Genomic DNA, 23,176 nt, shown 5'->3' with positions numbered 1-23,176 from the left:
CTCTGCCAGCACATCCCGAACACGTTCCACCGGATCTCAGGCACGCCAAGGTCGGCAGCCAGGGCACGGTAGGACGCGCATCGGGAAACACGCCGCCGATCGCTTCGGCGGCGCGTTCCGGCATGTTCGCGCTGTCCGATGATGACGACCTCCGCATCGTGCCGAGCCAAATGCGTCGCCGTGGTCGGGTCGACTCCCGCCCCGCCGTCTCGCCATCTCACACCGACACCAGCCGATTCATCGCACCGCCTCAAAGATCGCCGTTCGAAGACAACCACTCGGGTTCATACGCACCCAGTGCGCGCGCCGGATAAAACCAATGGAGCGGTGCATCGTCGATCCGCACGGGCGGAAGGAGCCGGGATGCCGGCCCCCACGACGTCGATTCGACGTGTTCCGCGCGATCACGTTGTCCTTCGGCGACCAGTTCGATCACTTCGCTCATGGGCTCCGAGCGCAACTGCAAATCGGCCGCCGTACGCGCCAGCGACGCGCGGACCTCGACACCGACGCCCCTTTTCATGCGCGTCGTCAGCCCGCGAATGGCGGCCGTCGCCATCAGGTAACCCGTTGCATGGTCGATGGCCTGAACGGGCAGGTTCACCGGCGCATCGTTGCCCGTCACACGCATGCCAGCCTCGGCGATGCCCGTGCTCATTTGAATGAGGCTGTCGAAGCCACGCCGGCAGCGCCATTCACCGGTCCAGCCATAAGCGTCGAGCGACACGTCGATGAGCGCAGGATTCAGTTCGCGCCGATGCGCGGCATCGAGTCCGAGACGCGCCAGCGCATCGGCCCGATAGCCGTGCACGACGATATCGGCACTGCCGAGCAACTGCTTGAGCGTATCGAGATCCGCGGCATCCTTCAGGTTCAGCCGCGCACACCGCTTGCCGAGGACGACTTCCGGCACCGTGCCCGGTTCTTCCCAGCCGTACGGATCGATGCGCAGCACGTCGGCGCCCAGGCCCGCAAGAAACCGTGTCGCCACGGGGCCGGCGAGAATGCGCGTCAGGTCGAGCACGCGAATGCCGCGCAACGGCCGGTCTTTCGAAGGCCGCCAGTCATGCGCGACGGCATCGGTCGCGGCATGAACGTGCAGCAGCGGTTCGGTTGCGACCGCCTTGCCCTGCGGATGCCCGGCCCACTCCTGCGCCGAGTACATCGCCGCCGCACACCCGCCGCGCTCGACGATCGCATCTTCAAGCGCACCGGCATCCCAGCGATTCACCGCTTGCGCGACCGACCGTGCATCGGCGGCGCACTCGAGCACCGACAAGGCGGCCAGTCGATGATGCGGCGCGTTGGTGTGCAACCGGATCCAGCGATCGCGCGCCCGATAGTTGCCGGCCACCGGATCCCATTGAGGCGGCATCGTCCAGCCCTGCGGGCGCAGCGACGTGCCGAACCACAGCGACGCCATGCGCCGGTCGACCCGAACCGACGGCAACGTTCCGGTCGACGCATGCAGCAATTCGGCAACCGACATCCCCGCCGAGCCGATCGCCGCCGTGGCCATGTCGGTTACGCGAAATGCCGAAACCAGTTCTCCCGCGCCGCTGAAGCTGCACGACTCGAGGAACGCCTGGGCCCCACCCGCCGCCAGCCAGAACGCCCCTAGACGACGCGACACCCGATCCTCATCGGCCGCGGCCGGTTCCTTCGAGATTTGATCGACACGCATGTTCGACTCGCATGAATTGGGTGAGGCAAAGATCGTCTCGCTCGCATTTGTTGTCAACGTTGATTATCCTGATCAACCTGTCGAACGATTCCCCCTGCGCACGATGTCGAACTACCTGAATTCGACCGAAGCCGCGGCAAGGCTCGGTGTCTCGCGGCAAACCCTCTATGCGTACGTCAGCCGCGGCCTGCTTCGCGCGGAGCCGGGCGGCAGTCACCGTGAAAGCCGCTACCTCGCGGCCGATGTCGACCGGCTCGCGGATCAACGCGCACGCGGCCGCAAGCCGAAGGAGGTGGCGAAGGCCGCGCTGAACTGGGGGTCGCCCGTGCTCGAATCGAGCATCACGTTGATCGACGGCGGCCGGCTTTTCTATCGCGGTGTGGATGCACTCGATCTCGCTGCCCGCGCGAGTCTCGAGGAAGTCGCGGCGCTGCTATGGCGATGCGACGAGCAGACCGCTTTCGGCCGCCACGTCCCCACGACGCCGCCGGTACTGCGAACCCTCTTCAGGCACTACGCCGATCAACGCGCCGAGCAGGCCCTGCTACCGCTCTTCACCGTCGCAAGCGAGGACGCGCCAACGGCTGTCTGGCATCAGTCGGCCGATCGCCAGGCGCAGGGCTGCGGCGATCTCGTGCGGATTCTGGCGGCATGCCTGCTGCGCACCCGGATCGATACGGCACCCATCCATGTGCAATGTGCACGGGCCTGGGATGTCGGGCCTGCGGGCGCCGATCTGATCAGGATGGCGCTCGTGCTGTGCGCGGATCACGAACTGAACGCGTCGAGCTTCACGGGGCGATGCATTGCATCGACGAACGCGAGCTTGCGGGCCGTCGTGGTCGGCGGCCTGGCCGGCCTGTCGGGCGAGCGGCACGGCGCCACCACCGCGCGCGGCGAAGCACTGTGGGACGAACTGGGCAACAAGGACGTCGAGCAAAAAATGGCCGCGCGTCTCGCCCGGGGAGACGGCTTGCCGGGCTTCGGACATGCGCTCTATCCCGGCGGCGACGTGCGCGCGACGTTCCTGTTGTCGCGGATCCTGCCGCGTCATCCTCAATGGAAAAGGATGATCGATGCGGGGAGCACCCTCGTCGGCCAGAAACCTTCGCTCGATCTCGCGCTGGTGGCACTGCGCAGGCATTTGCGGCTTCCCGTCGGCGCTGCATTCGGCCTGTTCGCGCTTGGCCGCTCGATCGGCTGGATCGCGCATGGGCTGGAGCAGCGCGAGCAATCCGATCTCATCAGGCCGCGCGCGGTTTACACGGGGACGTGGCCTGATGGCGCCGGGGCGAATCATGCCCGATCCCGCGGACGATCGGGAAAGCGGCAGACAACGCAACCCGCAGCGCCGAAAGACGACATGCTTGCCGCTTTCTTCAGGACTCGATAGCTTTTCGCCCGATGACGTCGCGGCCCGTCATCAGCGACACGCCAACGCGTCGTCGGCATAGGGACGCAGCCACCCGCCGACGTTTCGCGGATGTCGCCACCGAATCGGCTGGGCGCCTCTACGCAAATCCGCGAAGACTTCTCTCCGGATCATCGAAATACAAACAGCACACCGCCCAATGATCCGGCGATGCGCGCACCGCGCCGGCGGCGCCCGCATGCCCGGCATGCCGACTTATTTCAGCGTCCCCGCCACCTTCTTCTGCCGCCACAGGCACAGCAAGTCGCACGCAACATGCGCGGCCGCAATCGCCGTGATGTCCGCGTGGTCGTACGCGGGCGCAACCTCGACCACATCCGCGCCGACCAGGTTCACGGCGCCGAGCGCACGCACGATCGCGAGCGCCTGTGCCGACGACAGCCCGCCCGCGACCGGCGTGCCCGTGCCGGGCGCGAATGCCGGATCGAGGCAGTCGATGTCGAAAGTCAGGTACGCCGGCCGAGCGCCCACGATATCGAGGATCCGCTCGACCGCCGCGCGCGAGCCATGGTCATGCACCCAGGCCGCATCGAGCCGCTCGATCCCGAGGAAATCATCGTTCCATGTGCGAATCCCGACCTGAACCGACGTCGCCGGGTCGATCAGCCCTTCCTTCACGGCCTTGTAGAACATCGTGCCGTGATTGAGGCTGTCCGGATCGTCGTCGGCCCACGTGTCGCAGTGCGCGTCGAAATGGATCAGCGACAGCGGCTTGCCGTAGCGCTCCGCGTGCGCGACCAGCAGCGGATACGTGATGTAGTGGTCGCCGCCGAGCGTCAGCATCTTCGCGCCGGAGCCGAGGATCGTGCGCGCATGCTCGACGATCGCGGGCTTGATCGACAGCGGGTTGTGCGCGTCGAACCAGCAATCGCCGTAGTCGACGGCCGCGAGCTCGTCGAACGGGTTGAAGCCCCACGGATACGGATGAAGCTCCGCGAGCTGGACGCTCGCCGCGCGGATCGCAGCCGGGCCGAGCCGCGCGCCGGAACGGTAGGTCGTCGCGAGGTCGAGCGGCACGCCGGAGATCGCGACATCGACGCCGTCGAGCTCGCGCGAATAGTTGCGGCGCATGAACGACAGCACGCCCGCATAGGTGTTTTCGATCGACGAGCCGTACGGCGTCGTGCGACGGATCGCGCCGTCGCCGTGGAGAAGTTCGGTCATGGTCGGACCTGTTTTCGTGGGGAGGCCAGCCCGCCCCGCGTCGCACGAGCGCACGGGCCGGGCACGGCATGGATTCATCGGGCACACACCGGCTCGCGCATCCAGCCGCGCGGCCGAGCGAAACAACGACAGCAACAACCACATCGATAACGGCAATACCGCGGCGATCATAGCAAGCCGAATCGAAGTCGTTGCCCCGGTTCAACCGGGGCAACGCGCCGAAACTTTCCGCCACCGGCCACGCCCTCGATTCCTAGAAGGATTCGCCGGTTTTCGCACGCCCTTTCTTCCGGATAATGGCCGGCAGCCGCGCTCTCGACGGCGCGCCGTCCACCGCAGACAACAACAAACCGGAGACACCCGCCTTGATCGCCACGCTTCCCGCCACCTACCGCCGGCTCTGGCCGCTCGCCGTCGTCGCCGCGCTGCTGTACGGGCTGTCGCTTGCCGCCTCGCCCTATCCCGGCCAGGCCGCGGCGAAAGCCGCGATGGGGATCCTGCTGCTCGCGGCGGGCAGCACTTGCGCCGCGCCGCGCGAACGCGCGTGGCTGTGCGCGGCGCTCGCGACGGCCGTGCTCGGCGACGTGCTGCTCGCGCTACCCGGCTGGCCGCTGTCGTTCGTCCTCGGGCTCGGCGCGTTCCTGCTCACGCACCTGTGCTATTGCGCGATCTTCATGCGCTGGCGCGCGCGGCCGCACGGGTGGCGCATCGTCGCGCTCGTCGGGTTGTGGATCGCCGCGCCGGCGTTCTACGTGGCGTTCTTTCCGCACCTCGGCGAGTTGATGGCGCCGGTCGCCGTCTACATGCTCGTGCTGTGCGCGATGGCGAGCTTCGCGCTCACCGCCCGCACGCGCGGCCCGCTGGTGGCCGCCGGCAGCCTGATCTTCGTCGGCTCCGATACGCTGATCGGCGTCGGCCGCTTCCTCGGCGGCTTTCCGGGCATCGATTACCTGATCTGGGGCCTCTACGCGCTCGCGCAGGTCACGATCGTGGCCGGGGTTTTCCATGAGACGGCCGCCCGATCGATCCGTCCCTGATACTGTTTCAAACAGGCCGCCGCGCGCCGGCGGCCTCGCCGGCTCCCTCTCTCGCCCTATCGACGGCCCTTTCCGCGCCTCCCGCCATGCGGAAACCGGCCCGTTCCAAACCCCGCTCAGCCTTTTCCCGCCTGGCTTCCGGCCCTTAGAGCCCCGCTTCTAGCCTCTTGCGGTTTCCGGGTTCACCTACTATCGTTACATCAACCAATGTAACATTCAAAAATGAGCCAAATCGGAGACACCCGGATGAATGCTCGCACGTTGCCTTTCGGTCCGCCCGGCCACGACGGCCAGGACGAAACCATCGACATCGCCATCATCGGCACCGGCTTCGCCGGCCTCGGGATGGCGATCCGCCTGCGTCAGACAGGCGTAACCGACTTCGTCGTCCTCGAGAAGGCCGCGTCGGTCGGCGGCACGTGGCGCGACAATCATTACCCCGGGTGTGCATGCGACGTGCAATCGCACGTCTATTCGTTCTCGTTCGCGCCGAACCCGCGCTGGACGCGCATGTTCGCGCCGCAGCCGGAAATCCGCGCGTATCTGGAAGACTGCGTGCAGCGCTTCGGGATCGGCGCGCACCTGCGCCTGAACCACGAACTGCAGCGCGCCGAGTACGACGAGGCCGCGCAACGCTGGCGCCTCACGTTCGCGAACGGCAAGCGACTGTCCGCGCGCGTGCTGGTGTCGGGGATGGGCGGGCTGTCGCGGGCCGCGCTGCCGTCGATTCCCGGCGTCGAGAACTTCAAGGGCCGCGCGTTCCACTCGCAGCAGTGGGATCACGACTATGCGCTTGAAGGCAAGCGTGTCGCGGTGATCGGCACCGGGGCGAGCGCGATCCAGTTCGTGCCGCAGATCGCGCCGCGCGTGAAGACGCTGGCGCTGTTCCAGCGCACGCCGCCGTGGATCATGCCGAAGCCCGACCGCAACCTGACCTGGTTCGAGAAGTGGCTGTTCCGCACGCTGCCGTTCACGCAGAAGGTCGTGCGCAGCGGCATCTACTGGATGCTCGAATCGCGCGTGCTCGGCTTCGCGATCCATCCGTCGCTGATGAAGAACGTGCAGAAGCTCGCGCTGCGCCACATCCGCAAGCAGATTCCCGATCCGGAGCTGCGCAAGATCGTCACGCCGAACTACACGCTCGGCTGCAAGCGCGTGCTGATCTCGAACGACTACTACCCGGCGCTGTCGCGCAAGAACGTCGACGTGATCACGACCGGCATCGACCATATCGAAGCCGACGCGGTCGTGACGACCGACGGCAAGCGCCATCAAGTCGACTGCCTGATCTACGGCACCGGCTTCCAGGTGGCCGATCCGTATCCGCGCGGCGCGATCATCGGCCGCGGCGGGCTCGACATCGTCGACGCATGGCGTGACGGCGCGCACGCGTATCTCGGCTCGACGCTGCCCGGCTACCCGAACTTCTTCATGATCGTCGGCCCGAACACCGGCCTCGGCCACAACTCGATGGTGTTCATGATCGAGTCGCAGATCGAGTACATCCTCGGCGCACTGCAGGCGATGCGTCGCGAACGTGCGGATGCGATCGAGGTGCGCCCGCTCGTCGAGGCGCAATTCAACAGCGACCTGCAAGGCAAGCTGAAGAAAGCGATCTGGTCGACGGGCGGATGCAAGAGCTGGTACCTCGATCCGCGCACCGGCAAGAACACGACGCTGTGGCCAGGCTTCACGTGGCGTTTCCGCCAGGCGACCGCGCACTTCTCGATCGCCGACTACCACGCGTATCGCGCGCCGCAACACGACGCGACCGCGCGGCCCGCCGTCGCGCCCGCCGCTTCCGCTTCGACTTCCACGTCCGCCGAAGCGGCCTGAGCCAGACAAGGAGCAACCGACATGAGAGATTTCGCCAACAAGGTCGCCGCGATCACGGGCGCCGGCTCGGGCATGGGCCGCGCGCTCGCGATCCAGCTCGCGCAGGCCGGCTGCCAGGTATCGCTCGCCGACAAGAACGGCGTCGGCCTCGCCGAAACCGAACGGATCGTCCGCACGATCGCGCCGAACGTGCGCGTATCGACGCGCGTGCTCGACGTCGGCGACCGCGACGCGATGTTCGCGTGGGCCGACGACACCGCGAAGGAGCACGGCAAGGTCAACCTGATCTTCAACAACGCGGGCGTCGCGCTGTCGAGCACGATCGAAGGGATGGAGTACAGCGACCTCGAGTGGATCGTCAACATCAACTTCTGGGGCGTCGTGCACGGCACGAAGGCGTTCCTGCCGCACCTGAAGGCCTCGGGCGACGGCCACGTGATCAACACGTCGAGCATCTTCGGGATCTTCGCGCAGCCGGGCATGAGCGGCTACAACGCGACCAAGTTCGCGGTGCGCGGCTTCACCGAGTCGCTGCGCCAGGAACTCGACATGATGAAGTGCGGCGTGTCGGCGACCTGCGTGCATCCGGGCGGCATCCGCACGAACATCGCGCAGTCGAGCCGCGTCGCGAAGAACATGGTCGGCTTCATCGTCGAGAGCGAACAGCAAGGCAAGGACAGCTTCGAGAAGTTCTTCATCACGACCGCCGACGACGCCGCGCGCACGATCCTCGCCGGCGTGCGCAAGAACAAGCGCCGCGTGCTGATCGGCCGCGATGCGAAGGGTGCGGACTGGATGGCGCGCATCCTGCCGTCCGCGTACCAGGCGCTCGTCGTGCTCGCGACGCGCCGCGAGGCTGCGAAGGCCCGCCGCGCCGCGCGCGGCACGCCAGCCGCCGCGCCGCTGCACGCCACCTACAACAACGCAGGCAACCAGGGAGGAGAACAATCATGATGACCCCGAACATGATGCCCGTGCGGCGCGACATCCGTTTCGCGCTGCCGCCCGAACGCGCGAAGGACTGGCACGTGCAGGGCGTGCCGGTCACGCATTTCATGAACGCGCTGTCGCTGCTGTTCCCGGCCGGCGAACGCTTCTTCATGGATTCGGTGCGCAACTACCGCGACCAGATCGAGGATCCCGAACTGAAGAAGCAGGTGCTCGGCTTCATCGGCCAGGAAGCGATGCATACGCGCGAACACATCGAATACAACGACCTGCTGCAGTCGTCCGGCCTGCCCGCGCACAAGCTCGACAAGCGCCTGTGGACGATCCTCGGCTGGTTCAAGAAGGTGTTGCCGCATTCGATGCAGCTCGCGATCACGATCGCGCTCGAGCACTACACGGCGATCCTCGCGAACCAGCTGCTGTCGGGACACGAGCACCGCATCGACGGCTCGGTCGAAGGCTACCAGCAGATGTGGATGTGGCATGCGATGGAGGAAACCGAGCACAAGGCGGTGTCGTACGACGTATGGACCACCGTGATGAAGCCGGGCCTCGGCAGCTACCTGCTGCGCACGGGCACGATGCTGACGACCACCGTGTTCTTCTGGGCCATCGTGTTCGACTTCCACGTGCGCCTGATGCGCGCGCACCGTCGCGAACACGGCAAGTTCGGCGGCATGTGGCGCCTCGTGAAGTACCTGTACAGCCCGAAACACGGCGTGTTCCCGAGCATTGCGCGCGAATGGCTCGACTACTTCCGCCCGGGCTTCCACCCGTGGGATCACGACAACCACCAGTACCTGCAGGGGCTCGACACGCTGCTCGAGAACATCGACGCGACCAACGCGCGCTACGCGGCGCAAGCCGCCCCGCGCCGCGTGCCGCTGCACCCGGTTCCGCAGGCATGACGCCATGGCGCGCGCCCACGAGATGCTGACCGTCCAGTCCGGCGACGTGAAGCTCGCCGTGTATGTAAGCGGCTCGCGTCGCGCGCCGCCGCTGATCCTCGTGCACGGCTACCCCGATTCGGCGGCCGTATGGGCGCCGATCCGCGCGCGGCTCGCGAAGCGCTACCGCGTGATCGCGTACGACGTGCGCGGCGCCGGCGCCTCCGATGCGCCGCGCCGCCGCGCCGACTACACGCTCGAACGGCTCGCCGGTGACCTGAAGGCGGTGGCCGACGCGACCTGCGGCGGCCGGCCGTTCCATCTCGTCGGCCACGACTGGGGCTCGATCCAGTGCTGGGAGGCCGTGACCGACCCCGCGTTCCGCGGCCGGATCGCGTCGTACACGTCGATCTCGGGCCCGTGCCTCGATCACGTGTTCCGCGCGAAGATGCGGCTCAAGCAGAGCCTGAAGTCGTGGTACATCGCGTTCTTCCACCTGCCGCTCGTGCCGTCGCTGGTGTGGCGGCTCGGCGGCGCGGCATTGTGGCCGCGCTGGCTGCAGCTCACCGAACGCGTGCGGGCGGAGCGCGACCCCGTGCAACTGAAGAACGCGCTGAACGGGCTGCAGCTGTACCGCGCGAATTTCATCGCACGGGCACGCAAGCCGCGTGAGCGGTACGCGCAGGCGCCCGTGCAGATCCTGGTGCCGGTGCGCGACCGCTACGTGACACCCGAGATGTCGGTCGACCTCGACCGCTGGCTCGGCGACCACGTGCGCGAGGAAATCGACGGCACGCACTGGATCGTGCTGCGCCATCCCGACATGATCGCGTCGCGGATCGACCGCTTCGCGTCCGCGCAGGAGCGGCCGACGGTCACGAACGCCGCGGTTCAGCGCACCGCCGGCGCCGGCAGGCGCCTGAACAGCGTCTCGTAGTCGACGACGAGCCCGTCGTCGTCGATCTCCATCGCGGCCGTGAAATTCCGGAAGATGCCTTCGTAGCGGTAGCGCCGGCCCGGCTCGAGGCATGCATAGGCCTGCTTGACCGGCGTGACCTTCAGGTCCGGCGTCGAGATATACGCGACGTCGATCGGCCGCCGCTCGCCGCGCGCGAGCCCGAGGCGGCCGATCGGCAGCGAATTCGTGAACGGCGTCGCCGCGATGTCGATGTCGATGCAGCCGTCGAGTTCGGGCAACGCGCGGCCCGCGCCGTCGTGCCAGTGGCCTGCGCCGTCGCCGCGCAATTCGAGCGTGCCGCCGCCCATCACCTTGAGCACCGCGTATGTCACGCGCCAGTGCGCATCGCACTCGACGCGATACGCGAGCCCGTACGCACGGCCGTACCGCTGGCCGACTACCGCGCTTTCGACGACGATCCCGCCGCCGCTCCGGTCGAACGTCAGATGTTCGACCCCGTCGCCCTCGAGCGACGCCCAACGCACTTCGCGCATCGTTCCGCCTCCCGGTTTCCTTGATGCGTGGCATCGTCGCACAAATTCCCGAACGACAACGACAACAAACGCGTACTTGATCCGAAAGGCTGGCGATCGCTCAAATTCGCCGCGGAAACTGACACATTGCCCGAAAACGTCAGCGCAGGCCGGCTGGCATCACCACGCCCCAATTCGGGGCGCCGCCCACAAATCCTGACTATCCATGATTCCCTATTCCGGTGCACAGGATTGTGTCCTATGCTCGCGGCTCGTCCTGTTACGCCGCCGACATGCCTACCGCCCGTTCCGCCTCGCCGTCGATCGACCTGCGCATTTTGCTGCGCGGCATCGGGCAGATCGTCCTGCAGGCGAATGCGTTCACCGGCGCGATGCTGCTCGCCGCGCTGGCGCTGACCGACGTGCGGCTCGCCTGCGTGGCGCTGGTCGGTTCGGCCGCCGCCAGCATGACCGCCGTGCTGACGGGCGCCGAGCGCCGCGACGTCGAACAGGGGCTGCACGGCTTCAACGGCGCGCTCGCCGCGCTGATCGCCGTGCTGTTCGTGCCCCATCCGCTCGCCGCGCTCGCGCTGGTGCCGCTGGTCGCAATCGGCGCGGCGCTCGTGCAGCGCGCGATGCGCGCGCCGCTCGCTCGCTGGCGCCAGTGCCCGTATTCGAGCCCGTGCCTCGCCGTCACCGCGCTGTGGCTGCCGCTTGTTGCGTTGCAGCAAACGAACGACGCCCCGGTCGGCGCGACACTGGCGCTGCCTTCCATCGCCGACGCGCTGCTCGCGGGCGTCGCGCAGACTACCTTCGCGCAAGGTGCGTGGGCCGGCGCGCTGATCGTCGCCGGCATCGCCTGCGCGTCTCGTCGCGCGGCCGCGTTCGCGCTCGGCGGCGCCATCGTGTCGACCGTGCTGCTGCTCGCGCTCGGTGCCGATCGCGTATCGTTCGCAGGCGGCCTGCTCGGCTTCAACGGCGCACTCGCCGCGCTCGCGCTGATGCCGCGCGGCCCGCGCGCGGCGTTCGCGGCCGCCGCACTCGCCGCGTTGATCCAGTGGCTCGCGACGCAAACGGGCATCCCCGCATTCACGGCCCCGTTCGCGCTCGCGTCGTGGGTCACGGTGGCCGTCGCGCGCCGCTTCACCCTCGGAGAAACCGATGTCGTCATTCGCACACCGTCCTGACGCCGTGAAACCCGGCGGCCCGATCTCCGACGCCGAACGCCGGCTGCGCGTCGACCTCGCCGCCGCGTATCGGCTCGTCGCGCTCAACGGCTGGGACGATCTGATCTACACGCACCTTTCCGCGGCCGTGCCCGGCGAGCCCGGCCACTTCCTGATCAACCCGTTCGGCCTCACGTTCGACGAGGTCCGCGCGTCGAACCTCGTGAAGATCGACCTGGCCGGCAACCGGATCGGCGACAGCGAGCATGCGGTCAACGTGACCGGCTTCGCGCTGCATGCGGCCGTGCACGCGGCGCGCGCCGACGCCGTGTGCGTGATGCATCTGCACAATACGGCCGGCATCGCCGTGTCGATCCAGCGCGACGGGCTGTTGCCCGCGTCGCAGCACGCGCTGCGGTTTCATGGCGACCTGGCGTACCACGACTACGAGGCGCTCGCGTTCTCGCCGGCCGAAGGCGCGCGGCTGACTTCCAGCCTCGGCGCGAAATCCGCGATGCTGCTGCGCAATCACGGCACGCTGACGGTCGGCCGCACCGTTGCCGAAGCCTATGTGCTGATGGATACGCTGATCAAGGCGTGCGACATCCAGGTGCGCGCGCAGGCGGGCGGCGGGCCGCTCGTGCTGCCCGACCCGGCCGTCGCCGACCGCACCGCCGAACAACTGCGCGACGGCGGCGCGATCGAAGGTGAACTGGAATGGCCGGCGCTGCTGCGCCGGCTCGACCGGATCGATCCGACGTATCGCGACTGACGTTGCCGGCGTCCCACCGAATTTCCACCCCAAACCATCGGAGCCCCCAGTCATGCCGACTTTCAATATCCAGTTGTTCGAAGGCCGCACGGTCGAACAGAAGCGCGCATTCGTCGAAGCGATCACGCGCGTCACGTGCGAGACGCTCGGCTGCGAGCCGGGCTCGGTCGATATCATCCTGACCGACGTGAAGAAGGAGAACTGGGCGACGGCCGGGAAGCTGTGGAGCGACGAGCGCTGACAGGCATCGCGTCGGCGCCGGCAGAACCTTCCGGGCGGTATGCGCTCGAGCCGCGGTGACATCGGAACCGCCGCGCCGCACACACGGCACTCGATGGGGACTGCATGATCGAAGACAAACACATCGCCAAGACACTGAACGAAATGATCCTGTCGATGGGCATGAAACTGGATCAATCGCTCCATCAGGTCAAAGAGACGCGCCCGGCGCACGAATTCGTCGCCTATCGTGAATTCGTGTCGCAGGTGTTGACCACAATGCGGGTCGACTTCATGAACCCGCTCTACGCGCGCCACCCCGACCTGAAGCCACCCGAGCTGACTTGACGCTCGCCTGCAACGCCGAGCACGCGCGTTGCAGGCTCCCCCTCTCCTCCCGTTGTGCGCCCGCACATCGCTTTGTCACGCAATCGGCGCATAATGCCGGACAGACGCAGCAGCCAATGGCCACCCGGGAGACCGCCATGGAAGCGAAGAACGAGGAAGTCGTCGCACACCTGCTCTCCGACGTCGTCGAATTCGCGCGCGGGCGCCTGCCCGAAGCCACGTTCCGGATCGTCGAACCCTTCCTGCGTCATTACTACGATTTCGTCGATGCCGACGATCTGCAGAGCCGCAGCATCGCCGATCTCTACGGCGCCGCGATGGCGCACTGGCAAACCGCCCAGAAATTCGTCCCTGGCAGCGAACGGCTGCGCGTGTACAACCCGATCCTCGAACAGCACGGCTGGCATTCCGACCACACGGTCATCGAGATCGTCAACGACGACATGCCGTTCCTCGTCGATTCGGTGACGATGGCCGTCAACCGCCTCGGGCTCGCGCTCCATTCGGCGCTGCACCCGGTGTTCCGCATCTGGCGCGGTCGCGATGGCGGCATCGAGCGCGTCGATGCGGGCGGCGCGACACCCGGCGACGGCCAGTCGCAACTCGCGTCGTTCATCCATTTCGAAGTCGATCGCTGCGGCGATGCCGCTCTGCTCGACACGTTGCGCAACGACATCGCGCACGTGCTCGGCGACGTGCGCGCGTCGGTGGAAGACTGGCCGAAGATCGTCGACATCGCGCGCGCGACGATCAAGGACATGAAGGCGCGCGAATCGACCGCGGAAGACATCGAGGCGCGCGCGTTCCTCGAATGGATGGCCGCCGATCACTTCACGTTCCTCGGCCAGCGCGACTACGCACTCGTGTCGGACGGCACCGGCTTCGGCCTGCGCGGCATCGAGGGTACCGGCCTCGGCATCCTGCGCGAATCGCTGCGCACGTCGGGCGCGCCCGACGTGACGCCGCTGCCGCCGGCCGCCGCCGACATCATCACCGGCGCCTGGCCGATCTTCCTGACCAAGGCGAACTCGCGCGCGACCGTGCACCGGCCCGGCTATCTCGACTACGTGGGCGTGAAGCTCGTCGGCGCCGACGGCAAGGTCACCGGCGAGCGCCGCTTCATCGGGCTCTACACGTCGACGGCGTATTTCGGTTCGTATGCCGACATTCCGATCGTGCGCCGCAAGTGCGCGAACATCGTGCGGCGTGCAGGCTTCCTGCCGAAAGGGCATCTCGGCAAGTCGCTCGTGACGGTGCTCGAAACCTATCCGCGCGACGAACTGTTCCAGGCCGACGAAGACCAGCTCTACGACATCGCGCTCGGCGTCCTGCGGCTGCAGGAACATCAGCGCACTCGGCTGTTCGTGCGCCGCGACCGCTTCGACCGCTTCGTGTCGTGCCTCGCGTACGTGCCGCGCGACAAGTACAACACCGACCTGCGTCGGCGCATCGCGAAGCTGCTCGTCGATGCCTACAACGGCGTGAACGTCGAATTCACGCCGCTGCTGTCGGAATCGGCGATCGCCCGCATTCATTTCGTCGTGCACGCGGAACCGGGCACGATGCCCGACGTCGACACGCGCGAACTCGAGACGCGGCTCGTGCAGGTGGCGCGCCGCTGGCAGGACGATCTCGCCGACGCGCTGCTCGACGCATTCGGCGAAGAACAAGGCAACCGCCTGCTGCAACGCTATGCCGATTCGTTCCCGGCCGGCTATCGCGACGACTATCCGGCGCGCACGGCCGTGCGCGACATCGAGCTGATCGAACGCGTGAAGGAGTCGGGCCAGCTCGCGATGAACCTGTACCGGCCGATCGAGGCCGACGCGCGCGCGTTCCGCTTCAAGGTCTATCGCGCGGGCGACCCGATCGCGCTGTCGCGCAGCCTGCCGATGCTCGAGCATCTCGGCGTGCGCGTCGACGAGGAACGGCCGTACCGGATCCAGACGCAGGACGGCTCGCACGCGTGGGTGCATGACTTCGGGCTCGAGCTCGCCGACGATACCGAGTTCGACATCGAACGCGTGAAGGGCCTGTTCGAGGATGCGTTCGACCGGATCTGGAGCGGCCGGATCGAGAACGACGACTTCAACCGCCTCGTGCTGCGCGCGCACCTGAGCGCACGCGAAGTGACGATCCTGCGCGCATATGCGAAATACCTGCGGCAAGTCGGCTCGACGTTCAGCGACGCCTACATCGAGCGCGCGCTGACCGGCAATCCGGCGATCGCTCGGCAGTTCGTCGAACTGTTCCTGCTGCGTTTCGACCCGGCCACCGGCGACACGCGCGACGTGCAGGCCGAGCGGCTGCTGAAGGCGATCGAAGGCGCGCTCGACCAGGTGCCGAACCTCGACGAGGACCGCATCCTGCGCCAGTTCCTCGGCGTAATCAACGCGACCGAGCGCACGAACTACTTCCTGCGCGACGCGAACGGCGAATCGAAACCGTACCTGTCGTTCAAGTTCAATCCGGCGAAAGTGCCGGGCCTGCCCGAACCGAAGCCGATGTTCGAGATCTGGGTGTATTCGCCGCGTGTCGAGGGCGTCCACCTGCGCGGCGGGCGCGTCGCGCGCGGCGGCCTGCGCTGGTCGGACCGCCGCGAGGATTTCCGCACCGAGGTGCTCGGGCTGATGAAGGCGCAGATGGTGAAGAACGTCGTGATCGTGCCGGTCGGCTCGAAAGGCGGCTTCGTCGTGAAGAACCCGCCGCCGCCGAGCGATCGCGAGGCGTGGATGCGCGAGGGCATCGCGTGCTACCAGACCTTCCTGCGCGGCCTGCTCGACCTGACCGACAACCTGGTCGGCAACGCGATCGTGCCGCCGCCCGACGTCGTGCGCCACGACCCCGACGATCCGTACCTGGTCGTCGCCGCCGACAAGGGCACGGCCACCTTCTCCGACTACGCGAACGCGATCTCGCACGAATACGGCTTCTGGCTCGACGACGCGTTCGCGTCCGGCGGCTCGGTCGGCTACGACCACAAGAAGATGGCGATCACCGCGCGCGGCGCGTGGGAATCGGTGAAGCGGCACTTCCGCGAGATGGGCATCGATACGCAGACGACCGATTTCACGGTGGTCGGCGTCGGCGACATGTCGGGCGACGTGTTCGGCAACGGGATGCTGCTGTCGCCGCATATCCGGCTCGTCGCCGCGTTCGATCACCGGCACGTGTTCCTCGACCCGAACCCCGATCCGGCGATCAGCTTCGCGGAGCGCCAGCGCATGTTCGCGCTCGAACGGTCGAGCTGGGCCGACTACGATCCGGCCGCGATTTCGGCGGGTGGCGGCGTATATCCGCGCACCGCGAAGACGATCCCGCTGTCGCCGGCCGTGCAGGCCGCGCTCGGCATCGACGCACATGCGCTGCCGCCGGCCGAGCTGATCCGCGCGATCCTGCAGGCGCCGGTCGACCTGCTGTACAACGGCGGCATCGGCACCTACGTGAAGGCCACGCACGAAACCCACCTGCAGGTCGGCGACCGCGCGAACGACGCGGTGCGCGTGAACGGCGCGGAGCTGCGCTGCAAGGTGGTCGGCGAAGGCGGCAACCTCGGCTGCACGCAGTTCGGCCGCATCGAGTTCGCACAACGCGGCGGCCGCATCAACACCGATGCGATCGACAACTCGGCCGGCGTCGATTGTTCGGATCACGAAGTCAACATCAAGATCCTGCTCGGGCTCGTCGTGTCCGACGGCGAGATGACCGAGAAGCAGCGCAACGCGCTGCTCGCGGAGATGACCGACGAAGTCGGGCTGCTCGTGCTGCGCGACAACTACTACCAGACGCAGGCGCTGTCGATCGCCGGCCGCTATGCGGTCGAGCTGCTCGACGCCGAGGCGCGCCTGATGCGCTGGCTCGAACGCGCGGGCCGCCTGAATCGCGTGATCGAATTCCTGCCGACCGACGATGAAGTCGCGGAACGGCAGGCCGCGAAGCTCGGCCTCACGTCGCCGGAACGCGCGGTGCTGCTCGCGTACAGCAAGATGTGGCTGTACGACGCGCTGCTCGAATCCGACGTGCCCGAGGATCCGCTGGTGGCCGCGATGCTCGTCGACTACTTCCCGAAGCCGCTGCAGCAACGCTTCAGCGAACCGATGCGCCGCCATCCGCTGCGCCGCGAGATCCTCGCGACGCACCTGACCAACGCGCTCGTGAACCGCGTCGGCTGCGCGTTCGTGCACCGGCTGATGGAGGAAACCGACGCGAAGCCCGGCGACATCGTGCGCGCCTGCATCATGGCGCGCGACGTGTTCGACCTCGATGCGGTGTGGCGCGATATCGACACGCTCGACAACCGCGTCGCCGACGACGTGCAGGCGCGCATGTTCGTCGACGTCGCGCGGCTGCTGGAGCGCGCGGCGCTGTGGTTCCTGCGGCACCTGCAATCCGGCGCGGTGGCCGACGGCGGTGTCGCCGAGCTGATCGCGCGCTGCCGCGACGCGGCGCAGCGGCTTGCGCCCCAACTGCCGTCGCTGCTGCCGGCCGACGATCTCGAAGCGCTGTCCGAGCGGCAGCGCGTGCTGGTCGAAGCCGGCGTCGACAGCGCGCTCGCGGTGCGCGTCGCGAGCGGCGACATCTCGGCCGCGCTGCTCGACATCGCCGAAGTGGCCGCGACCAGCAACCGCAGCCTCGAACTCGTCGCGGGGGTCTATTTTTCGCTCGGCACGCTGCTCAATTACAGCTGGATCGGCGAACGGGCGGCAACGCTGCCGACGCCGACGCACTGGGACATGCTGGCGCGCGCGGCCGCGCTCGCGGAAGTCGCGCGCCTCAAGCGCACGCTCGCGACGAGCGCACTCGCGGAATCGCCGGATTCGACCACGCCGGAGACGATCGTCGGCGCGTGGCGCGCGCGCCGCGAAACCGCACTTGCGCGCTACGAGCACCTGCTCGCGGACCTGCGCGCATCGGGTGGCGCGAGCCTCGCGGTGCTGCTCGTGATCGTGCGGGAAATGGCCGTGCTCGAACGGGCATGATGGCCGCGACGGTCGCGACGGCTCAGACCGTCGCGACCAGCAGCTCTTCCGCGTTGTTCGGCGGCCGCAGGCCGTCGGTGCGATCGGCGAAGTAACGGCGCGTCAGATCGGCGGCCGATACATGTGCGGCGTGCGCAAAGCCTGCCTCGCGCGCGAGCGCCTGGATCTGCGCCGGCATGAAGAAGCTGATGAACGGCGTGCCGCTTGCCCGCGCGCCCTTCGCGGCCATTTCCAGCCCGGGGCGCACATCCGGATCCGCATGCTCCAGCGGCAGCAGGAACGTCATCGCAAGCGTCGAACCCGGCGCGAGCGACGCGACTTCGCGCAACGCGGCCGCATTCGCTTCGTGCGTCAGGTACATGCTAACGCCGGTGGACACCACGACCGCCGGCTTGCCGGCATCGAAGCCCGCGCCGACGAGCGCCGCGCGCCACGACTGTTTCGCCTCGAAATCGACCGGCACGAAACGCAGCCAGTCGGGCACGCCGAAACCGAGCTCGACCAGGCGGCGCTGCTTCCAGGCCTGCGGCGCGGGCGGGTCGACCTCGAAGACGGTCACGCGCGACGCCATGTCGGGCCGGCGCTGCACGAAGCTGTCGAGGCCCGCGCCGAGGATCACGTACTGGCTCACGCCGCGCGCGGCCTGCTCGACCACCAGATCCTCGATGAAACGCGCCCGCGCGACGATCGACGCACGAAACGGCCGCGTGAACTGCGGATCCATGTCGCCGCGCTGCTGCCAGCCGGGTTCCGGCGCGAGCAGTTGCAGCCCGACTTCGTCGGCGAGCACCGGCGGCGGCGCGTCGAGTTCGACGTGCAATGCGCGCCACAGCGCGACACGCGCGGCCGTGCTGTCGGGGGCGCTTTCGCGGGGTTCGGTCATCGCCGCCTCACGCGCCCTGCTTGCCCGGCGCCTGCAGGCGCCATGCGCGGCCGTCCGGATCGCGCACGGTCATGTCGCGCGTGCCCCAGTGGGTGTCCTCGAACGGCGTGACGACGTCGACGATCGGCTGCGGCTGCACTGCCTGTTCATCCGGCACCTTGAGCACGACCTGCAGGTCCGGCGTCTCGCCCGGCGGCACTTCCGCGATGAACAGAAAGGGGCCGTCGCCGCTGCGCAGCTGGCCCGAGTTGTGATCGGTTTCGAACTCCAGCGTGAAGCCCAGCGCCTGGAAGAACTTCGCCGACTTGCCCCAGTTGTGCGTCGTCAGGTACACGGCTTCGATTCGCTCGGTTGACATGTCACTCCTCCTTGGTGGACAGCCCCGCGCCCGGCGGCGGCGCGGCCAGGTACGCGCGCAATGCGTCGGCCACCAGCGCGGACAGCGATTGCTCCGTTTCGATGGCGCGATGCTTGACCTGCCGGATCAGGCTGAGCGGCAGGTAAACGTTGAACTGCTTGACTTCTTCGTCGGTCATGTTTGCTAGTATGCTAGCAATCTAGCAAAAGTCAATCGCAAGCGCGGCCCGTCTGTGCGGGCCGTCATGGGCTGTCGCGAAGCCGGGTTACGTCGCGGCGCGCGCCGCCAGCCGCGCGAACAGCGCGTCGAGATCGAATCCCGTCGTGTCGACGCCGATCGTGTCGCGCAGGCACGCGCCCCATGCGGCCGCATCGTCGAACGTGACGGCGCGCCCGACGCCCGCCGCGTCGCGAATCGTCAGCGTGGTGTTGCGCAGCGCGGCACGGCCATCCGGCAATACGCGGCAGGCGATCAGGTTATGCAGGAAGATCGATTCGGGATACGTCGACGTGAACCAGTTCGCGGCGTCGTAATCGATCCACTCGACCCGCTTCGGCTGGAAGCGATAGGTGGTCTGCCAGCCGTCGGGCGTCTCGATCTGCATGTCGAATTCACCGTCGACCGGCGCGGCGACGACACGGAACACGCCGTGCGGCGTCAGCTGCCGCTCGTCCGGCACGAAACGCAGCGGCGCGGTGAGCGTCGCGCTGCCGAAGCCGATGTCCGCGAGCCAGGCCGCGCCATCGAGATCGATGCGCAGCAGCATGTGCGTATGCGCGGTGACGGCTTCCGGCGGCTGCATCCAGCGCACGCGCGCGATCATCGGCGTCACGCGAAAGCCGATCGTCGTGAGCGCCGCGTAGAACAGCTTGTTGAGTTCGAAGCAGTAGCCGCCGCGGCGATGCGCGAGCACCTTGTCGACGATCGACGGCAGGTCGAGCGCGACGCGCGCACCGGTCAGCGGATTGAGGTTTTCGAACGGAATCGCCTGCGGGTGCAGCAGATGCAGCCGGCGCAGCACGTCGAGGGTCGGCTCGACCGGGCCATCGTAGCCGATGCGGGAGAAATAGCGCGAGAGGTCAAACGAGTCTGTCATGAACCTGCACCGAAAAAAGGGACACGCCACGATAACATCGCGCGAAATCCCCATGTTGTGCGGGGCCATCTTTGCGTCGCGTGCAATGCCGGCACCGCATCGCGCGTGGCCCCGTGCAACGTTACGGCAGCAGCTTCAGCGCGGACGATGCAACCGTCGGCACCGAAATGCCCTGGCTCGTCGCGAACTGCACGGCCTGGTTGAGCGTCGTCGCGAGCGACTGCAACTGGCCCGGCGCGGTTTGCGCGATATACGACGCAGCCTGCATGTTCTGCGGATTCAGGCCCGACTGCAACAGCGATGCCGCGCTCGTCGAGCCAAGATTGCCGAGCCCCGACTGCAGTTGCGAATACTGCGTGAGCCCCTGCCCGAGCGACGCGAGGCCGGTGCTGAACGCCTGCTTGTCGATCGGCCCGTGCGTCGCGCCGCCGCTCGCGAATGCCTGGCCGAGCGCCTGCGACACCGATTGCTGCGCGCCACCCATCTGCGACAACGCAGCCGGCGTCAGCGCATCGCCGCCGGCCAGCTGGCTCGCGGCCTGCTGCGCCTGCCCGGCCGCGCCGGTGAGCCCCATCGCCGACGCCAGCGAAGACTGGCCGGTCAGCACCTGCTGGTTCGCGCCGACATAGGCCTGCAGCAGTTGTGCGACGCCACCCTGCGCGGGCGCCGCCTGCTGTTGCCCGCCGCCGAGCAGCGATGCGCCGATCGACTGCAGGTCGAGCTGTGCATGCGCGGCACCGCTTGCCAGGATGCCGAGCGCGATGCCTGCCGAGGCCAGGTGCCGGCCCGTCGCGCGAATCTGCTTCATGTGTTTTCCTCGTGCCGGAATGGTTGAGGCCGATATTGTCGAAGCGCGCCGCGCGCAGCCGCAACGACTGAAACACATCGAAACGAAATCACGCCGCGCAACCGCTTGCAATTCCACGGCCGCAGTACGTGCTCAAGGAGATTCGTCCGCGTTTGCCGGGCGATTTCCTGGCGTATGCCGAAATTCGTTCTCGCACCGCATCAATCAATGACGACGGTTGTCGGCTCTCGCAAGCGATGCTGGATGCGGCTGGCCAGCCGTCCCGCGCGCCGCACTGCACATCGCACGCTCCGTCGACCGAACCAGCGGCGACGCTGAACGTGCTGTCCAGCGTCAATGACATGACGCCATGCCGTCGCACAACGCGCCCGTGCGCGGCGTGGCGCGCGCCTACGAACCACACGTTCGAGCATCGAGGCAAAACGGGCGGCTTTCCGCCGCCCGCTTCTCCCTCTCCCATGCGCGATCCGCAACCGGCTTCGGCTTCGGCTTCGGCTTCGGCTTCGGCTTCGGCTTCCGGCTTCCGGCTTCCGGCTTCGGCTTCCGGCTTCCGGCTTCCGGCTTCCGGCTTCCGGCTTCCGGCTTCCGGCTTCCGGCTTCCGGCTTCCGAGTATCGACCCACTCCGCGTTACGCCGCCATCCACGCCGGCAACCGCCCACCGACCCAATCAGCCGCCTGCTCGTAGCCGCGCGCGAGCTGCAACACGGCGAGATCGGCACGCGGACGCCCGATCAGCTGCATCCCCATCGGCAGCCCCGCGTCGTTGAAGCCGACCGGCACGCTGATCACCGGGCAGCCGGCCAACGTCCACGGCACGACCGTTTCCATCCAGCGGTGGTAGGTATCCATCGGGCGGCCCGCGATCTCCTTCGGCCAGCGCTGGTCGACGTCGAACGGAAACACCTGCGCGGTCGGCGCCGCGATGAAGTCGTAACGGTCGAAGAAGCTCAGCACGGTCTGGTGCCACGCGGTGCGCTCGACGCTCGCGTCGAACACGGCCGCGCCCTGCATTGCGAGCAGCCCTTCGACCTCGTAGATCGCCTCGGGCTTCAGCAGCGCGCGCCGCGCCGGATCGCGATAGTGCGCAAGCAGCCCGCCGCCGGACAGCAGGTGCCGGTGCGTGAGCCACAGGCGCCAGATCCGGTCGGGCGCGAACGCCGGCAGCGCGGCATCGACGTCGCAGCCGATCTCGCGCAGCGTCGCCAGCCCCCGCTCGCACAGCGCGAGCACGCCGGCCTCGGTCGCGAGATAGCCGTTCCAGTCGCCGACCCACGCGATGCGCTTGCCGCGCAGGTCGGCGTCGAGCGGCTGCGCGAACACGGCCGGATCTTCCGCGAGCGACAGCGGATCATTGCGGTTGTAGCCGGCCTGAATCGCGAGCAGTTGCGCGACGTCGCCGACCGTACGGCCCATCGGCCCTTCGATGCCGAGCTGCTGCACGAACACGTCGACGCCCGGCCAGCGCGGCACGCGGCCCTGCGACGGGCGGAAGCCGTAGATGTTGCAGAACGCGGCCGGATTGCGCAGCGAACCGCCGAAATCGCTGCCGTCCGCCACCGGCAGCATCCGCGACGCAAGCGCCGCCGCCGTGCCGCCGCTGCTGCCGCCCGCACTCTTCGTCAGGTCGTACGGGTTGCGCGTCGCGCCGTAGACCTCGTTGAACGTGTGCGAGCCGAGCCCGAATTCGGGCGTGTTGGTCTTGCCGATGAAGATCGCGCCGGCCGCGCGCATCCGTGCGACGCCCACGGAATCGGCCTGCGGCACGTTCTCGCGGAAGATCGGCGAGCCGTAGGTCGTCCGCAACCCCTTCGTCATCGCCAAATCCTTCGGCGCCTGCGGCATCCCGTGCATCCAGCCGTGGTACTCGCCGCGCGCGAGCGCGGCATCCTTTTCCGCGGCTTCGGCGAGCAGCGCGTCGCGATCGCGCAGCGCGACGATCGCGTTGACCGCGCCGTTCACGCGCTCGACGTGATCGAGATACGCGCGCATCGTCTCGACGCACGACACGGCCTTGCTGCGGATCGCCGACGCGAGCTCGCCCGCCGACAGGCGCACGATCGGGTCGACGGGGATGGAAGCGGGAGCAAGAAGCTGCGGGGCGCCGTGCGGCATGCGAAGTCTCCTGGA

20 protein-coding genes are annotated in these 23,176 nt (G+C 67.8%); 11 read left to right on the top strand and 9 right to left on the bottom strand.

All coding sequences use genetic code 11. The features are described 5' to 3' along the window. Positions 1–250: 250 nt before the first annotated feature. On the bottom strand, positions 251–1,684 hold the full coding sequence (locus ACPTTC_RS23825) for a CoA transferase (protein WP_423394173.1): 1,434 nt from the start codon (positions 1,682–1,684) through the stop codon (positions 251–253). Between the two features lie 103 nt (positions 1,685–1,787). On the opposite strand from ACPTTC_RS23825, the gene ACPTTC_RS23820 reads away from it, so the two are divergent. Further along, positions 1,788–3,077, top strand: a complete 1,290-nt coding sequence (locus tag ACPTTC_RS23820) for a citrate synthase family protein (RefSeq protein ID WP_423395706.1) — start codon at positions 1,788–1,790, stop codon at positions 3,075–3,077. Between the two features lie 234 nt (positions 3,078–3,311). Here ACPTTC_RS23820 and speB read toward each other — a convergent pair whose 3' ends face one another. Beyond that, positions 3,312–4,280 (bottom strand): agmatinase, encoded by a 969-nt coding sequence (gene speB, locus ACPTTC_RS23815; RefSeq protein WP_423394172.1) that lies wholly within the window; start codon positions 4,278–4,280, stop codon positions 3,312–3,314. Positions 4,281–4,645: 365 nt separating this feature from the next. Here speB and ACPTTC_RS23810 point away from each other — a divergent pair, with 365 nt between their 5' ends. The 5 genes from ACPTTC_RS23810 (at position 4,646) to ACPTTC_RS23790 (ending at position 9,925) form a co-directional block, all read left to right on the top strand. Next, positions 4,646–5,317, top strand: a complete 672-nt coding sequence (locus ACPTTC_RS23810) for a lysoplasmalogenase (RefSeq protein ID WP_423394171.1) — start codon at positions 4,646–4,648, stop codon at positions 5,315–5,317. Between the two features lie 246 nt (positions 5,318–5,563). Continuing rightward, entirely contained in the window at positions 5,564–7,153 is a 1,590-nt protein-coding gene (locus ACPTTC_RS23805) for a flavin-containing monooxygenase (protein WP_423394170.1), read from the top strand. A 21-nt stretch (positions 7,154–7,174) separates the two neighbouring features. Beyond that, entirely contained in the window at positions 7,175–8,107 is a 933-nt protein-coding gene (locus ACPTTC_RS23800) for an SDR family NAD(P)-dependent oxidoreductase (RefSeq protein WP_175968615.1), read from the top strand. Continuing rightward, the gene (locus ACPTTC_RS23795) at positions 8,104–9,009 is read left to right on the top strand and encodes a metal-dependent hydrolase (protein ID WP_423394169.1); all 906 of its coding nucleotides are present in this window, start codon (positions 8,104–8,106) and stop codon (positions 9,007–9,009) included. Before ACPTTC_RS23800 ends, ACPTTC_RS23795 begins: the two co-directional genes overlap by 4 nt. A gap of 4 nt (positions 9,010–9,013) precedes the next feature. Next, entirely contained in the window at positions 9,014–9,925 is a 912-nt protein-coding gene (locus tag ACPTTC_RS23790) for an alpha/beta fold hydrolase (protein ID WP_423394168.1), read from the top strand. Here ACPTTC_RS23790 and ACPTTC_RS23785 read toward each other — a convergent pair. Next, positions 9,880–10,440, bottom strand: coding sequence for a putative glycolipid-binding domain-containing protein (locus ACPTTC_RS23785; RefSeq protein WP_423394167.1), 561 nt, complete (start codon positions 10,438–10,440; stop codon positions 9,880–9,882). The two genes, ACPTTC_RS23790 and ACPTTC_RS23785, sit on opposite strands and share 46 nt — an antisense overlap. A 272-nt stretch (positions 10,441–10,712) precedes the next feature. On the opposite strand from ACPTTC_RS23785, the gene ACPTTC_RS23780 reads away from it, so the two are divergent. From ACPTTC_RS23780 to ACPTTC_RS23760, 5 genes are all read left to right on the top strand, one after another. Next, a complete protein-coding gene (locus tag ACPTTC_RS23780; protein ID WP_423394166.1) occupies positions 10,713–11,606 on the top strand; it encodes an urea transporter in 894 nt (297 codons plus the stop codon). Further along, entirely contained in the window at positions 11,581–12,357 is a 777-nt protein-coding gene (locus ACPTTC_RS23775; RefSeq protein ID WP_423394165.1) for a class II aldolase/adducin family protein, read from the top strand. The genes ACPTTC_RS23780 and ACPTTC_RS23775 overlap by 26 nt, the downstream gene beginning before the upstream one ends. 52 nt (positions 12,358–12,409) lie before the next feature. Continuing rightward, the gene (locus ACPTTC_RS23770; RefSeq protein WP_175957787.1) at positions 12,410–12,598 is read left to right on the top strand and encodes a 4-oxalocrotonate tautomerase; all 189 of its coding nucleotides are present in this window, start codon (positions 12,410–12,412) and stop codon (positions 12,596–12,598) included. Between the two features lie 104 nt (positions 12,599–12,702). Beyond that, the gene (locus ACPTTC_RS23765) at positions 12,703–12,924 is read left to right on the top strand and encodes a hypothetical protein (RefSeq protein WP_423394164.1); all 222 of its coding nucleotides are present in this window, start codon (positions 12,703–12,705) and stop codon (positions 12,922–12,924) included. Positions 12,925–13,061: 137 nt separating this feature from the next. Continuing rightward, positions 13,062–17,903 carry an NAD-glutamate dehydrogenase gene (locus ACPTTC_RS23760; protein WP_423394163.1) on the top strand — a complete coding sequence of 1,614 codons (4,842 nt, stop codon included), beginning with the start codon at positions 13,062–13,064 and terminating at the stop codon, positions 17,901–17,903. A 22-nt stretch (positions 17,904–17,925) separates the two neighbouring features. Here the strand turns inward: ACPTTC_RS23760 and ACPTTC_RS23755 are convergent, their stop codons facing one another. The 6 genes from ACPTTC_RS23755 to ACPTTC_RS23730 all read right to left on the bottom strand — a co-directional run bounded on the left by ACPTTC_RS23755 (position 17,926) and on the right by ACPTTC_RS23730 (position 23,161). After that, positions 17,926–18,786, bottom strand: a complete 861-nt coding sequence (locus ACPTTC_RS23755; protein ID WP_423394162.1) for a class I SAM-dependent methyltransferase — start codon at positions 18,784–18,786, stop codon at positions 17,926–17,928. 7 nt (positions 18,787–18,793) lie between these two features. Next, entirely contained in the window at positions 18,794–19,144 is a 351-nt protein-coding gene (locus ACPTTC_RS23750; protein WP_423394161.1) for a VOC family protein, read from the bottom strand. 1 nt (position 19,145) lies between these two features. Continuing rightward, positions 19,146–19,322, bottom strand: coding sequence for a ribbon-helix-helix domain-containing protein (locus ACPTTC_RS23745; protein WP_423394160.1), 177 nt, complete (start codon positions 19,320–19,322; stop codon positions 19,146–19,148). Between the two features lie 87 nt (positions 19,323–19,409). Next, positions 19,410–20,240, bottom strand: coding sequence for an arylamine N-acetyltransferase family protein (locus ACPTTC_RS23740; RefSeq protein ID WP_423394159.1), 831 nt, complete (start codon positions 20,238–20,240; stop codon positions 19,410–19,412). A gap of 121 nt (positions 20,241–20,361) precedes the next feature. Then, positions 20,362–21,048, bottom strand: a complete 687-nt coding sequence (locus tag ACPTTC_RS23735) for a hypothetical protein (RefSeq protein ID WP_423394158.1) — start codon at positions 21,046–21,048, stop codon at positions 20,362–20,364. A gap of 628 nt (positions 21,049–21,676) precedes the next feature. Then, entirely contained in the window at positions 21,677–23,161 is a 1,485-nt protein-coding gene (locus ACPTTC_RS23730) for an amidase (RefSeq protein WP_423394157.1), read from the bottom strand. Positions 23,162–23,176 lie beyond the last annotated feature (15 nt).

Origin of the sequence: Burkholderia mycopellens (assembly GCF_964265025.1) — a bacterium.
Taxonomy (GTDB): Bacteria; Pseudomonadota; Gammaproteobacteria; order Burkholderiales; family Burkholderiaceae; genus Burkholderia.
The sequence above is the reverse complement of the archived record's forward strand: the minus strand, read 5'-3'. Positions and strand labels throughout refer to the sequence as shown.